This is a genomic window from Candidatus Omnitrophota bacterium (assembly GCA_003598025.1).
Lineage (GTDB): Bacteria > Omnitrophota > Gorgyraeia > Gygaellales > Profunditerraquicolaceae > Profunditerraquicola.
On the sequence record QZKH01000003.1, the window covers coordinates 346,786 to 362,328 of the forward strand.

Sequence of the window (15,543 nt, forward strand, 5' to 3'; positions counted from 1 at the left end):
GCTGATGGAGCTCGGCCTTTCAGTATTTAGCTCCAAGAAACCTCTGGCTAAAGCCCGAGAAGCTTCATTTAATTTTTCCGAAGGCATAACCGTCCTTCCAGAATAAAATCAGGCCGGCAAGTATAACCGGCATAGTATCAACGAACTGATAAACCAGTGAAAAGCTGAGTGCATCGGCCTTATTTATCCCAAAGGCGCCCAAGCCAACTATAAAACCCATCTGCATGGTCCCTAAGCTACCTAATGACGGTATCATTACAAAGAGGCCGATTACAACGAGAAGAAGACAAGCTGCCATTAGCCCTAATTCTATGGAGAAAACTTTAAACATGTAATAAATGGTCAAAGCTGCCATAAGCCAGATTATCAGGGATAATACGGCAATCATTGACACCTTCTTCCACCCCCGGAATATGACCAATCCCTCGGAAAGCTTAGTAAGCCGGACAGAACAAAAATCAGCAAAACTTAACGAAAACACTCCTGCAAACCGGCAAATCAATTTGATAAAATAACCTGAATTCCTGACCCATATCAACAGAAATAATAAAATTAAAAAGCATAGTATCCCGAAAATCAATGCCAGCTGCTTTACATGGATGTTGTACAGCGCTTTTTCTAAACCAGTTGTACTAAACAGCCCTACCCAGATAAAAATAACAACGCTAAATAAAACTAAAGTTAAAGCATCCCAGAGGCGTTCAAGAAGGACAGTCCCCAGGCAATAACTCTTGCTTACCGAGGATTTATGCCCCAATATATAAGCCTTATACACTTCCCCGGTCCTTGCCGGTAAGATATTATTAGCCATTAAACCGACAACTGTCGCAGAAAACAAAAGTTTATTATCCAGCTTTCTATCAAAAAATAAGCCCCAGCGTACTGATCGTATGTAACAATAAAGCCATAAACTTAATAATGCCGGTGCGACATAAATATACTTCCCTTGCAAGATATAGGAAAATATCCCGGAGATAGTCGTTCCTTTAAAAGCGATGTATAACGCAGACAAAGTAACGAAAAACGATAATAGCAATGGTAAAATCTTAGTTTTTTTCATTTTTAAAAGAATTCTTATAAGCTGTCCAAACAACAGAGATACCATAAGCCAGATAAATCAGTAAAAACTGCTCAATAGGCGCCCGATGCCTATATGACGCCTCGGTAATAAAATGTATTCCTGTCCTATAAGCGATAAAAATCAATATAAGTAAATGCGTCCCAAATAACCCATATCTCCTGAAAGCCGCAAATATGCCTATTAATGTAAGGATATACGCATAAAACCACAAGCTGTAATAATAGTTGCTCAATCTATATAGAAATATCGGGTCAATCCCGCCATACCCCTGGTTTAAATACATAGCTTTAAATTTCATCCAATAATTATTGCCAAGGACCCTTAAAACAAATGACGGCTTCTCGTATAATAACTTAAGAAATGACCCGGGGGCAGATAAATCAATTCCGGCTTTGACTAAGTCCGGGTTTTCTCCGCGGAGATAACTCTCTACTATTGGGTAATTTGTCCCTTCGGCGGATGAAACAGGATAATAGGTCCCCAGATTAACTTTGTTTCTCAATGCAAAAGGAGATAGTGAAATCAATACGAATACAACTATCAACAAACAGTCAACCACTGTTTTTTTAAAACCGGCTTTCCTGGATAAAAATAACATTAGCCCTAGAATAACCATAAATGGATAAAAAAAGTTTATCTCTCTGGTAGCAATAGCCAGCCCCCAGATAAGCCCGGTTAATGCAAGATGCAGATTTTTTGCTTTAAAATTGCCCTGATAATAGATATATACTGCAAAAAGCATAACACCCAAAGTTGAGTAGAATAAATCCAATGCCTGGTGGCCTATAGCCGAGGAAGAAAAAATTGCCGAAAAATTTAAAGCTGACATAGCTGCAGTAATCCTTGCAGTTTTAAGGTTAAATAAAATTTTAGAAATAAAATACACAAAAATACAGGCCAGCGAAGTAAATATGCCCTGGATAAAACATACCGCAAAATAACTCCTGCCAAATATCGCATATACCCCAGACACAAATAACCAGTAACCGGCGACTAAGGCCTCGGTTATGTTGTTTCCCTGCATATAAGCATACGCAAGAGAATCATAAAGCCTGCCATCAGAACCAGTATCGATATATTCTGGAACCGACATTATCCTGTATAAGTAAAATATCCGTAACGCAAGGGCAAAAATAAAGATTAATAACAAAAATACCTTCTCATTAAGCAACCAGCCTTTAATACTGCTTGCCCTTACAAAAATTGTATTTTGGGCCGGGTACTTTTTGAGAGACCTAAAAATTCCTAAACCAAAAACTAAAAGGATGAAACATGGCAGAAATATAAATCCGTTTAAAAAGAGTGCCGAAGCTATATACACCAGAAGCATTAAAAACAAAGAGGTATAAACATTGGATGAATAACTCTGCCCGCTGTTTTGATTTCTGTTCAGTTCAAATACCTTTGATGAGTATAGTGCTAATAAACTAAAAGCTGACAAAATAAACAAGTCACAATAAAAAACATAAGCCTGGCTTCCTAATAACCGGGCGGCTCCTTTTGAAAGTTGAAATTTTAACATTAATAAATCAATCAACAAATGCTGCAAAAAACCAAAAACCAGCATTTTCTTTATTATATTTACAAGTCTTATTTTAAGAAGATACGATATAAAAGCTGAATATAGGAAAACTACTAACCAAAAAAATACAGGAACAGGAAAACCTTTATGCACTGCAATAGGAAAATCAAGGCTGAATAAAGATGATATCTTTGGGCTCAAGGAAATAAGCTCAAGCAAAACAAATACGGCTGCCGCTAAAAAAATGATTGCCTGTTTTTTCATTAAGGTTGCTCCTTCAGTATCTTTTTACCGGATATTTTTGTGATACCGATTGCTGCCCAGATAGCTACTACAGGAGTAATCATATCCCTGAAGCGTAATACCGTCCCGATATTTGCCTGGGTCAAAGACAAAGCAGAAACCAATAAAAACGAATAAATCAAAAGAATCAGATACCTCTTCCAGGCATAACGAAGAGAAATAAATAAACCTAAAGGCGAAAGTAAAACCATAATATACCAAAGCAACATCTGAGGATAAGCCAAAAACATGGTTTTTTTGACAGGTCTGAATATATTAGGCTCAAAGATGAAATGAAACAAACCTCTCATATAAGCCATTATATATTGCCCATAGCTTAGCTTGTTAGCAGGATACACATAACACTCTTCATCAGGCTGCTTTCCAAATACAAAATATGGATTTAAGATATAGTACTTGTCTTCAAGTATCCTGTAGTTATTCCCGGGCGTCTTTGCTGAAGCCTGATGCAAAGATAACACCCTGAATATTTTTTGACGGAATATCTTATCGATCTTGGCCGGGCTAAGCCTGAATAGCACTATAGATGAAAAAATAATGATTAATACAATGAATATCTTCACTTTAAGACGCGGGTGTCCGGAAACAGCTAAAGCTGTTATAAATAAACTAAGCAACACTATTGGCATAATAAATTTTCTCAGGGTTGAGAGTATAAATAATGCAATAAATATCGCAAAAAATAATATTATCTTCTGCCGGACATAAGGATAAGAAGTCAATTTTATAAAAAGCCAGAATATGCATAAAATCACCAGGATTAAAGATGCGTCTTTAAGATTGGTTATGGACCACAACAGCAATGACGGAAAAAATGCCATTAACAAAGCGGATATTCTGCTTACATTTAAAGAAAAAACCTGCCGGCAGACATAATAACAAACAACCGGTATCAGTGAACCAAAAAGGCAATTCATTATGGCACTTGATACAGGGCTGAAACCAAACAAGTAATTAAACCCGGCTATAATAAAATTGTAGCCCTGCCATCCATAAACAGGGTTATAAGCCGAGCCAAGAACTTTCTGGGTAAGAAAAAAACCTCTCCAGTCTAAAGACATCCAATACCCTCTCAATGTATAGTAGGCGCTGTCACCGATGAACTTAACAGACCAGCCAGGATATCCGGGATAAAATAAAACTTCGTTTCTTGAAACCATAAACGCGCTGACTGAAAAAAGCAGAAGCAGCCTTAACAAAAATGCAGCCATAAAAAGATTCATTATAAACCTGGATTCGGCATCAGCTTTTATATTTTTTTTAAGAACTACCAGTAAAACAACTAACGAAACAGTAAAACCTCCGGGACTTAAGAAAAATAATAACCCTAAGAGTGCTGATATGATCACAACCTTTATATCGATCATCGCCGCTATCATCTCTCTATCGCTTTCCATTGAAAATAGGCAATACCAATCCAGGTTAAATTATGCGAAACAGCAAAAGCTATCAATACAAGATACAACGGGCTAAGGCCCCACTGATTATAAAATACCGGCAAAGTTACGGAAGCCAAAAATAATATGTTAATATCCCTGGTTGACACCCAAAGGAAAATCTTTGCCAGTTTTATAAAAATATTTGAGCTCGTCTCCTTTTTAAAATGAGCTGCCGAGGAGCTATCCATAAGGTTAAAAATCCAGTTTCCGGATTTGACTGGAGTATGGATTAACGCTTTTTTCATATGAAAACCAAATGCCAGGAAGAAAAGGATAATAAATATTCTTGCGTCTAAGGTTTTGAGGTATATACCTAAACATACAAAAAAACCTAAAAGAGTACCGCTTGTCCCCTGGAAGTTATTCTCCAGGTATTCAAGCCACTGCCCCTCAATAGTTACTTTATTCTTGAGCCTGGCTAAATCACCATCCACATAGTCAAATATATCCGATAGTTGAAGCAAAATTCCGGCTGTAAAAATAGCATATAAGCTGCATTTAAGATAAAGATACATTGCTGCTATCACTAAAAATGACCTAAAAAAAGTAATTGCATTAGGCGTAACAGGGGTCTTTAAAAGGGCCTTGGCAAGCGGAAGAGAAAAACCCCTGTTTATCCGGTCAACAATATCCCCGTATTTTGTCAATCTTTCTTCATTCATCTTTTTCTGAATACCTCCGTTATCATATATATTCCAGCCAACAAGAAACCGCGTATTTGCCTGGGGTTCTTCAGGAGATGGCAAAATAACATCCAAAAATAGCCAAAACGAAAATAAAATCTCTTATGTGCCGACTGGTATAACTCATAAATATCATCTCCGCTGAGATAGTCATTATGGAACTTTGTCCTCTGATGTAGCCCCATATCTGCCCAGTCTCTGACATTGTCCAGCCAGCCCTTTTCTTTTGCCTGCCTGTAAAGATCAGTCCCGGGAAAAGGTGTAGTTATGCAATATTGGGCTATGTGCGGGTTCAATTTTATGGAAAATTCAATGGTTTGACGCACTGTTTCTTTATCATCCTTTGGCAGGCCTATCATAAAGCTGCAAAGAACAAGAAACCCCTCTCTTTTGGCCGAAGCTACTATTTCTTCTGCTACGGGTAATTTGATATTTTTTTGTACGTCGTCAAGTACGCCCTGGTTGCCGCTTTCAACTCCGAAGTTAAGACCGTAGCATCCGGCGCGCCGCATTTTTCTGAAAAGCTGCCTGGGATAAATGAAATCAAGCCTTGCGTAGCACCACCAGTTAATTTTTAATTTTCTTTTTAAAAGCTCATCGCAGAATTCTTCTGCCCTGGTTTTATTCGCTAAAAATGTATCATCAAGTATCGCAATCTGCCTGGTCCCGTATTTGTTATAAAGCATCTCGATCTCTGAAATAATATTTCCTATGCTGCGGAAACGAACCTTCGGCCCCCAGAAATGCAAAGATGAACAATACCTGCATCTGCTGGGGCATCCGCGCGAAGAAATCAGCGTCATGCTTTTTTTCCCGGAAAATCCTATATTCCAAAGAGCACCCGGCCGGTATAGTTCAAGCCTAAACAATTCCCTTGCCGGAAACATAACTGTATCAAGGTCTTCTATCCTTTCACGGGAGTGGTTTACGATTATTTTTCCTTTATCCCTGAAGGCAATGCCCCTGATATTAAAAAGGTTACCGAACGAATTCCTGATCAGCTCTTTTACCGTCTCTTCCCCTTCACCCATTACAATGATATCTACTTCGGGCAAGCCGGTTAAAGTCTCTTCAGGAAAGAAAGTCACATGCGGCCCGCCGATAATAATCTTCTTATTTGACTGTCTCTTTACTTCCCTGGCCAATTTAGCAATTATAGGGATCATCAAAGTAGTCGAGGACAAACCGATGATATCGGAATCTGAAAGCAAGATTTTGCTGATTGTCTGTTCAATGCTGAGCTGTTCGGCATTGGCATCAAGTATCTCAACTTCGGCGCCTTCCTGTATTGCAGACGCGGCAATATAAGCTAATCCCAGGGGGATCTGGACCTGTACGGCATGCTTAAACCCGGAATAAACATCCTCTAAATAAGGGGGATTCACTAATAATAGCTTCATTATTTTCCTTTCTCTACCACAGCTTCAGCCAGATACAAACCTGCCTAAAGATTAATTTTGCCTGGCTGCTATAATGAAAAAGCGCAAAATTAAAGAGAAAATAAATGCTTATCCATATTGCTGCCTTCTTTTTGTTGAGAACCTTTGAAAAAACATTGTTTAGGCCGAATGCGGATACAATTATTAAAGACGGCTCAAAACCGATTCTGAACCTCGGCAATGCAAAATAAACCAAGTGTATGATTTGAAAATAAAGGACAGGCATTAACAGCGTCAGATAGCTGTAACTGAGTTTCCTGAATATCAGCATTATCCCATAAAAGAAAAATGGAGCAAGAAATGCAAACCCGAAATTATAAACAGCTATTCCATTGCCTAGTATTTCCCAATCCAAGGGAGACCACAAGTATAGAACCTTAAGAATCTCGAGTTTTAATGTCTTATAAGGATTATTCCTTACGAAATCCACGGTTTTACGGAAGAAGAAACTCCGCCTCTCTTTGAATGAGCTTATAGACCTGGCCTCTATCATTACCGGATCATTGTCAGGCCTGATACCAAATATTTTCCCCTGGTAAGGGCAGAATGAATTATAAAGCCCTCTATCCGGGGCTTCTGTAACCGGTATTACCTGGCCTCCGGAAACATAATAGTTTCTCATACTCCACGGTATTATTACGCAAGCAAAAAGAATAAAAAAAACTATCTGCCTGAAAAAATTTTTCGCTAGCCCCAGGTGTTTCCTTGCTGAGAGAAAAAACAACAAAGACAATGACGGAGCAAAAAGTATAACAACGGAACGGGTCAATACGCTCATCCCCAGAAATAAACTGCTTAAAGAAAGAAAGATCATTCTGTGGTTCTTAACATATTTAATTGCAAAATACAGCGTTAGTGTAAATAAGAATACAAAAATATTTTCTGAAAGCAGCAGGCTTGGCAGCCGGATAAATACCGGGTATAAGCATACGATTATAGCCGAAATTAATGATATTCGCTTATTAAAATACTCTAATGAGGTCTTATACACAACTAAACAAAGTAGAGCACCAAGCAAAGACTGAATTAAGATTATTGCCGGAATATTCTGTCCAAATAATGAATATATAGCCGCCAGAAATGCAGGATAAACCGGGTGGTCTTTTAACGGAAATTGGGCAAGCATTTCCGGCGTTAATATTCCCCATCGCACGATGTCTAATGCCAGATCATTATAAACCAAGGCATCCCCGCTAAGGTTAACCGGCAGCCACAAATATGGTATTAAACGTATAAAAAAAGCCGCAATAATTATTAAAATGATTGTCATTTCGCCAGATTATATCTTACCCGGGGGCCTAACAAACGCTGGACAAAAACAGGCTGCAGGCCCCAGATTTTTTTAATAAATTGTAAATTCCCGGAATCAGGTGTCAGTGGTTCAGGCAAAGCTTGTTTTTGCCTATTATCTTTAAATAAATAATAATAATTATATTGCCTTAACTTTACTGCCCATTTCAACTTATAGTTTAACTGGCCCTCATACCTTGCCGGGCCAAAATCAAAATATTGTATACTGTTATTTACTGCCCATTTGATAAATTCCCAATGGACGAGATCTACCGCCCTTTTGTGGTGCGCTTTCTCATCCGAAGCTATATATTGAATATAAACTCTATCACCGCAGGCAAACCCCAAAAGTGCCGCAATTACCTTTTTACCGTCCCTGACAAAGAATATCTTCATTTTGTCATTAAAATATTTCAGGCAGGTATAAAAATATTTAATACTTAGCGGCGGGGAAAGAAGCCTGTGATGAGACTTTAAATACAACGGATAAAAAAACTTCTTAACCGAGCCGTAGCTGGCTTCCTGAAAACATTCTAATTTCTCCCGCAGAGCCTTATTCACAGCCTTCTTTACCTGATAATCAAATGCCTCCCATAGCCCGGATTCGCCTGCGCTTAAATCAAGCTCAGCATAATTATAAAAATTAAGCTTTAAGAAATTATCCTGCATATAACCCTCTTCAATACCCAGGCCGCCATTTACCTGGAGGTAATCTAACTTATTATCAGCCATTAAAACTCTTACATATTCTATCAGCTTTGGGAATTCTATACTCTGCGGACGGTTAGAAATAATACCTCCATATTCAGCGAACGGGACTGATTCCAGCTTCCTATAAAATAGTGTCTTTACTACATAAAGGGGCAGGACGCCGAAGGCTTCGTTATTTTCGCTTAAAATAAGGTAATAAGGCTTATATCCAAAGACCTCCCTTATTACCTCCTGATACTCGGCCATCTGGTAAAACCTGGCCTGCCGGCTTGATAATACAAGATTATTCCATTCAGTCTTATTTATGGTACCCTGGCTTTTGATATCCATATTCGTCATTTAATACATTTTTTACAGAATCAAACTCAAAATCTCCAAGCAATTTAATCAGTTTTTGTGCAACAGAATCTTTATTAAAATTAAGTATAAAATCTTCTGCTAAAGGCAGGTCCATGTCAGACTTAGTATTTAATACCTCATGAGGATGAAAATAAGCCATGGCAGAAGATTTCTTTTTGTTTAACCTTTTAAATACATACCTGGTAACAAAATAAGGCAAAGCCCTAAGGTAAAAACCTCCTCCGACAATAATGTTTTTCCCGAATAATTTTATAGTAGTCGGCGGGATCTCCCATAACCCGGAATCATGCTTATATATCCTCCTCTGAGCCCCTTCTATTCCGTATAAGAAGTTTACAGCCGGTGAAATACTGGAATCGTATGAAAACCCGCATTCTTTTATTAAATCAATAGCCCAAAGTGATTTCTTTGTAATCGACCAGTACGGAGCGCGAAAACCAATAATCTGAGTACCGGTAATCCTTTCTAAAGCATTTTTTGATCTCATTAAATCATCCTTAAACTGTTCTGGCTTTAATGTAAAAATTGGCCTATGCTGATAACCATGGCTTGCAATTTCATGGCCGCTATTTACAATATTTTTTACTGCCTGCGGCAGGCGCTCAGCAATAACACCTAGAACAAAAAAAGTTGCCTTATGATTATATCTTTTCAAAAGACCGAGAAACATATCAATTGAACGCGATACTTCTTCAAGGCCCGCAGTTTCGTCAACCAGTTTATCCCTGCCATATCTGGAATGCAGGAAACTTTCAACATCTATAGTCAAAATATTCTTAATCATCAAAAACTAAGCCTGAATTTAATTATTGCCAAAAGCACCTTAAAACCTATACGCCAGTGCAGCTTCTTTCCTTCCCGGTGAGTCCTGGGAACATAATCTATCGGGATCTCATAAATATTTTGTCCGTTTTTAATAAGCCTTGTCGTGATTTCTGCTTCAATCTCGAAACCATTGGATTTTAAATGTAATTTCTTTGCGACCTCTTTTGTGAAGACTTTATGGCACGTAGCTATATCCGAAAGCCGGACCAGGAACAGAATGTTCACTGCCCAGGTTATAAGCTGGTTTCCGATGTAACTGCCAAACCGGGTCATTCCCCTGCCCCTTAGAAATCTGGAGCCAAATACGACTTTTTTATGGCCTGCAATTATCGGATTTAATAAGTACGGGTATTCTGCCGGCAGGACTTCCAGATCTGCATCCTGGATCAGGAAAATATCACCGCTTGCCTCTTTAAACCCCAGCCGTATTGCTGCGCCTTTACCCTTCCTTTTCTCTTCGTGTATTACTTTTATATCTTTTCTTCCGAGATTCTGCAAAATCTCTTTTGTCCCGTCAGTCGAACAGCCGTCAACTACGATTATCTCTTTTTCAAGCCCGATATCTACATCATCTATCCGTTTTATGATCTCACGGATAGTGCGCTTTTCATTATAAACTGGTATTATAATCGATACGCTCTTCATTCCCTGATCCACTTCTTTAGGTTATCGTTGATCTCTTCAATATGCTGAAGCTGCTCTATTGCCATCCAATCCTCTTTTATAAAATACGGCAATACGCGTTTTCCTTCTTTAATAACAATATCTATCAGCATCGGCATCGTAAAAAACTTATTCTTGGGTATATAATTCAAACAGGAAGACTTGATTATATATATACCTGAACTTATAGAATGGTGTTCAACCGGTTTCTCTATAATGCCCTTTATGCGGCCGTTTTTGATATCCATTACTCCAAAAGCAAGCCTTTGGGATATCTTTTTTGTCCCGACGCTCAAATCTGATTTCCTGCGGTTATGAAAATCAATCATTTTTTCAAAGTCAAGCCTGGTCAGGATATCTCCATTCATCAATAAAAATGATTCTTTATCCGTAAACGCAAATTTATCGGCAATCAATTTTAGAGAACCGGCGGTGCCTAACGGCTCTTCTTCATGTATGTAATCAATCTTGATACCGAATTTTCTGCCGTGTTGAAAGTATGTCCGTATAAGCTCAGCTTTATAGCCGACTGACAATATAAAATGCTTAAAACCGTGTTTCTTCAGACGGTTGATTATTACCTCCAGGATTGGTTTTTCACCAACAGGTATAAGCGGCTTCGGGATAGCAAAAGTAAGCGGCCGTAACCTGGTACCCTGTCCTCCGGCTAATATTATCGCTTTCATTTCAACCTCCGATCAATAGTTATATAGCATAACCTTTACGGTTATACTGATGCTGGTGCGAAGCAACATATTCAATTGTAAGCCTTAACCCTTCCTCGAGGCTGATTTGAGGCCGCCAGCCAAGAAGCTTCCTTGCTTTTTTATTATCTGCGCATAAGCACATAACCTCGCTTTTCTTTGGCCTTATGCGCATTTTTTCATGCCTGATATCTACATCTTTTCCTATTAAACCGGCTATGATTTTTGCAAGCTGGCCGATAGAAACGCTTCTAGATGTGCCAATATTGATAATCTCTCCTGTGCTTTTTGGCGACTCAGCCACCCTGATAAACCCGCTGACAGTATCAGCTACATATGTAAAATCTCTTTTCGGCGCGATATTCCCCAGGCAAATGACCCTATTCTTTAAAGCCTGTGCTATTATTGTAGGGATTACCGCCCTTAATGACTGCCTTGGGCCAAAACAATTAAATGGCCGTATAATAGATACGGGCAGGCCGTAGGAACAGTAAAAACTTAGAGCCAGGGCATCGGCTGCAATTTTACTCGCAGAATACGGCGATTGGGCCTGCAGGGGATGCTTTTCATCGATCGGCACATAAAGCGCAGTGCCATAAACCTCACTTGTAGAAGTCTGCACAATCTTACAGATTTTATTCTCTCTTGCTGCAATCAGTATATTAAGGGTACCCAACGTATTAGTATCGACTACTTCCTGGGGGTGCTCGTATGAATAAGGGATGCCCACCAGGGCTGCCAGGTTAAATATTACTTCATTATGATCTACAGCCTTCCTGACGGTTTCCATTTCCTTGATATCTCCATAGAAAATTTCAAGCCGCTTGCTTTTATTTACCAATAGATGATTAATGTGGCCTGCGTCGCCATGCGGGTTATATTCGACAAAAGCCCGGACAAACGCGCCTAAAGAAAGCAGCCTCTCTGTCAGATGGCTTCCTATAAAACCGCCTGCTCCGGTAACTAAAACCTTTTTATCTTTCCATTTAAACATTTTGCTTGCTCCTTTTCGATTTCAGTTTTGCTCCCAAAAGCTCTTTATATAATTCTGATAATTTCTGAGCATACCTATCTGCTGTAAAATTTTCTATCACTCGTTTTCTGGCAGCATCTGCATACAAGGATGCGCGTCCCGGATCAAGAAGCAGCTCTTTAATTGCATCTGCCAATGCTTTGGAATCAGCGGGATTAACTAATATGCCGCTCTCTCTATCCTGTATAACTTCCGGCACGCCGCCTACACGGGTCGCAACACAGGCAACACCCATATACATCGCCTCGATCAAGACAATACCAAATGCCTCATTCAACGCAGGAGAGACAAAAACAGAGAATAAAGGCAATAAATCAGCAATGTCCCTTCTTTTGCCGGTAAATAATACCCTATCGGTAATCCTTCTTTCTGAAACTGACTCTTCTAACTCATTTCTTAGCGGCCCATCACCTACCAGGACTAACTTTAGCCTCGGCTCCCAGTTTAACAAGTTAAAGACAGCATCAATTAAATAAATATGGCCCTTTCTCCTGGCTAGTGACGCAACATAGCCCACAATAATATCTTCCCGGCTCAAGCCCAATTCCTCCAACAATTGATATTTACTCTTAACGGGAGAAAATTCTGTTGTATCGATTACATTATGGATTACAAGAAACTTTTCAAAAGGAATCCGGTCCTGGCTGCTTATTGATAAAGCTGTCCTGCCAGAACAGGCTATAATCCTGTCTGTTGAACGTGCCAGCCACCTGTTAACAGGTTTTAACAACCATTCCAATCGCCTGTTATACCTTTCATATTCGCTTTGTTCTTCGGCGATTATAACCGGTACCCTGCAAAACCAAGCTGCCAGCCTTGTATGCAAATTAGTATTTGTCAGGCAAGAATGTACGATTGAGAAACTTCCGCGTTTTAAATAACGCAGCAAAGCAAACGTAGTAAATAAGTTTAAAGACCTGTCGCTTTTATTAAGACAATCTACCTTAAACCCGAGCTTAATAAACTCCTCTGCGAGGTCGCCCTTTTCTTTAATGCAACAAATTGAAATTTCCAATCCTGAGCTGTCAAACATTTTCAAAATATTCAGCCTGTTTTTTTCCGCCCCGCCTATCCCTAGTGTGGGATGCACAAAAAGTACTCTTGGCTTAATTTTCCTGCAAACGACAACAGCCCTGTCTCCGCACTTGAGCCATCTTAAAAGAGTACACCCTGAGATGAATGAAGAGATATTCTTTATTCCTATAGATAGCCTATTCTTAAAAGACAACTTTTTATAGACAAAATCTGGCTTGGCTCTATTTTCATATACTTCCTCATAAATAACCTCAAAACCGGTTGTTTTAAGAATAGCCCTTAAGGTTTCCGGTCTGAATTCCCATAAGTGCGTAGGAGGGCTATCAGAAAGCCTTTCTTTCTTAAATAACATATTGAATCTCAGAAAAATATTAAAAAGCGAACGGTTATAAGTCAATGGCTGTTCCAGGACCAGGATACCGCTATCCCTAAGCAAATTACCGGCAAGCTCTAAGCTTTCGGCCGGAGAGGGAACATGCTCCAATACATCTGCCATATTGATTACGTCAAACCGATTACCAGGATATATACCTTTACAAAACTCGCCATTCTTTATCTCTGCCTTGAGCCTGCTGCTTGCATGTTCAGACATCTTTTTATTTGGTTCCAACCCATAGACATTAAATCCTGCTCTTTGCGCCTGTAAGCAGAAAGCACCGGCTGCGCACCCGACATCAAGCAGGTCTCCGGAACTCACAAATTTTTTCATTGCAGAGATTGCCTTTAAATGGTGGGGGCTGGCTAAATCATCATCCTGCAAGCAGCCCAATTTATCTGCCCCAGGAATATAGTATTCATTAAAATAGGAATCGCCGGTATATATGCCTTCCAGGACATCTTTCGATGGCATAGGATCGAGATAAATAAAACCGCAATCAACGCAACGGACCAAAAAATACTCTTTTCCCTTGAAAAGATACCCTCCATAGATTGTTTTTTTGTATCTTACGGACCCGCAGATTATACAATTCATCAATTAAAACTCCCGTAGAATCTTAAAACCTGCCTCTTTGCCCAGGGAGGCATATCAATTTTTTCGATATAGACGATATCAGCCTTAGAGAATATTTTCAGCCTCTTTACTAACAAATACACAAGGCTAAAGACCAGGAACGAAGAAATTAGGTTTATTAACAATCCCCTATTAAATAAGCACAAAATAGATACGATTATTGCCGGCATACTGCAGAATAAAGCCCGAAAATTTACTATTCCAAACTGCTTGTTTATAATGAACATAACCGCTGCGCATGCTAAAAAGCTGCTTGCGGCTGTGGCAACTGCCGCCCCAGTTATCCCGAATGCCGAAATAAATACGAAATTAAGCAAAATACAAATAACCGCGGTGATTAAATTTATGCTTCCTGTGAGGCGGATAAAATTAAAGACCGTTGAAACAGGATTATAAAAATATTTAATGCCCATAAACAAACTGCCTAAGGCCAGTATAATGAATATATTAATTGATTCGGCGTATTTGCTTCCGTATAACATAGGCATGAAAACACTGGCAAATACTATCCCGAGGGTTACTAAGAATGAAAAAAATAAAGCACATTGAGGCACAAATTTATTGAGATAAAATTTTACGTGTTCATTCCTATCCTGTATCTTATATGAAGTTATAATCGGCATTATCAGGGTATACAAGAGTTGCGGGAGCATTACTAAATTTGATGTTAATGTCCAGGCTGCAGAATAAATCCCTACTGCGTAAGTAGAAATAAGTACTTTCAGCATATATTTATCCACCCAATCCAGCGAAAAATTCCCCACAACAAAAAATATTACCGGCCAGGAAAAACTTAAGATATCACGGATCATCTTTGTATCGATGCCAAAATGGCATATCCCTTTAATCCTCGGCCAAAATATAAGGATCGCGATAATATAAGATAAAGAAAGACAGCTGACCGCAAGGTTAAATCCGAAACTCTTAAAGGAAATTGCCAAAAACAGCAAAATGATAAAAACAAGGCTTCTTACCAGAGGCATTAATCCGAAAACTTTGAACTGAAGGCTACCCTGAAAACAAAAGTAAAAAAGATTAAATATTGCAAAAAATACGATGTAAATAAAAATTAAAATTGTTACGAAATGGCTATCTATGCTTAAAAAACTGCTGATCTTACTTCTTAATAAAAATAACACTAAACCGACTATTATGGTATTTACAAAGACTATCGTTAATTCAGAATAAAAAGTCTTCCCGATAGACTTAGTTTTAAGAAATTCTTCGCTTGCAAACTTTGCCGCAGCCGGATTCAAAACCCAAGTAGAAGCAAACATGCTTAATATCTGCGCAGAGAACAGAAAAAGATTATACCTACCGTAATCATACGGCCCCAGAATCCTGGCTAATATGCTTACGGAAATTATCCCGCCAGCAAAAAGAAACAGCTGAGCCATAGATAAAAAACCATAATTATAAAACAAACGCCTTGCCTGGGGCATA

Annotated in this window: 13 protein-coding genes; all 13 read right to left on the reverse strand. The window is 38.9% G+C overall.

What is annotated here, in order from left to right; all coding sequences use genetic code 11:
- Nucleotides 1-64 precede the first annotated feature (64 nt).
- The 13 genes from C4533_04170 to C4533_04230 are packed head-to-tail and all read right to left on the reverse strand — an operon-like array spanning nt 65 to nt 15,542.
- Entirely contained in the window at nt 65-1,105 is a 1,041-nt protein-coding gene (locus C4533_04170; GenBank protein RJP28998.1) for a UPF0104 family protein, read from the reverse strand.
- Entirely contained in the window at nt 1,047-2,867 is a 1,821-nt protein-coding gene (locus C4533_04175) for a hypothetical protein (GenBank protein ID RJP28999.1), read from the reverse strand. Before C4533_04175 ends, C4533_04170 begins: the two co-directional genes overlap by 59 nt.
- A complete protein-coding gene (locus tag C4533_04180) occupies nt 2,867-4,303 on the reverse strand; it encodes a hypothetical protein (GenBank protein ID RJP29000.1) in 1,437 nt (478 codons plus the stop codon). The genes C4533_04175 and C4533_04180 overlap by 1 nt, the downstream gene beginning before the upstream one ends.
- Nucleotides 4,282-5,007 carry a CDP-alcohol phosphatidyltransferase family protein gene (locus C4533_04185; GenBank protein RJP29001.1) on the reverse strand — a complete coding sequence of 242 codons (726 nt, stop codon included), beginning with the start codon at nt 5,005-5,007 and terminating at the stop codon, nt 4,282-4,284. Before C4533_04185 ends, C4533_04180 begins: the two co-directional genes overlap by 22 nt.
- Nucleotides 5,004-6,428, reverse strand: coding sequence for a radical SAM protein (locus C4533_04190; protein RJP29002.1), 1,425 nt, complete (start codon nt 6,426-6,428; stop codon nt 5,004-5,006). Before C4533_04190 ends, C4533_04185 begins: the two co-directional genes overlap by 4 nt.
- Before the next feature lie 13 nt (nt 6,429-6,441).
- A complete protein-coding gene (locus C4533_04195; protein RJP29003.1) occupies nt 6,442-7,737 on the reverse strand; it encodes a hypothetical protein in 1,296 nt (431 codons plus the stop codon).
- Nucleotides 7,734-8,807, reverse strand: coding sequence for a GNAT family N-acetyltransferase (locus C4533_04200; protein ID RJP29004.1), 1,074 nt, complete (start codon nt 8,805-8,807; stop codon nt 7,734-7,736). The genes C4533_04195 and C4533_04200 overlap by 4 nt, the downstream gene beginning before the upstream one ends.
- Complete coding sequence (locus C4533_04205) at nt 8,767-9,612, reverse strand: DUF3473 domain-containing protein (GenBank protein RJP29005.1); 846 nt, start codon at nt 9,610-9,612, stop codon at nt 8,767-8,769. Before C4533_04205 ends, C4533_04200 begins: the two co-directional genes overlap by 41 nt.
- Nucleotides 9,612-10,298: a glycosyltransferase family 2 protein gene (locus C4533_04210; GenBank protein ID RJP29006.1), complete on the reverse strand. Its 687-nt coding sequence runs from the start codon at nt 10,296-10,298 to the stop codon at nt 9,612-9,614. Before C4533_04210 ends, C4533_04205 begins: the two co-directional genes overlap by 1 nt.
- Nucleotides 10,295-11,002, reverse strand: a complete 708-nt coding sequence (locus C4533_04215) for a hypothetical protein (protein RJP29007.1) — start codon at nt 11,000-11,002, stop codon at nt 10,295-10,297. The genes C4533_04210 and C4533_04215 overlap by 4 nt, the downstream gene beginning before the upstream one ends.
- A 19-nt stretch (nt 11,003-11,021) precedes the next feature.
- The gene (locus tag C4533_04220) at nt 11,022-12,014 is read right to left on the reverse strand and encodes an SDR family NAD(P)-dependent oxidoreductase (GenBank protein ID RJP29008.1); all 993 of its coding nucleotides are present in this window, start codon (nt 12,012-12,014) and stop codon (nt 11,022-11,024) included.
- Entirely contained in the window at nt 12,007-14,061 is a 2,055-nt protein-coding gene (locus C4533_04225; GenBank protein RJP29009.1) for a glycosyltransferase, read from the reverse strand. Before C4533_04225 ends, C4533_04220 begins: the two co-directional genes overlap by 8 nt.
- Nucleotides 14,061-15,542: a hypothetical protein gene (locus tag C4533_04230; GenBank protein RJP29010.1), complete on the reverse strand. Its 1,482-nt coding sequence runs from the start codon at nt 15,540-15,542 to the stop codon at nt 14,061-14,063. The genes C4533_04225 and C4533_04230 overlap by 1 nt, the downstream gene beginning before the upstream one ends.
- Nucleotide 15,543 lies beyond the last annotated feature (1 nt).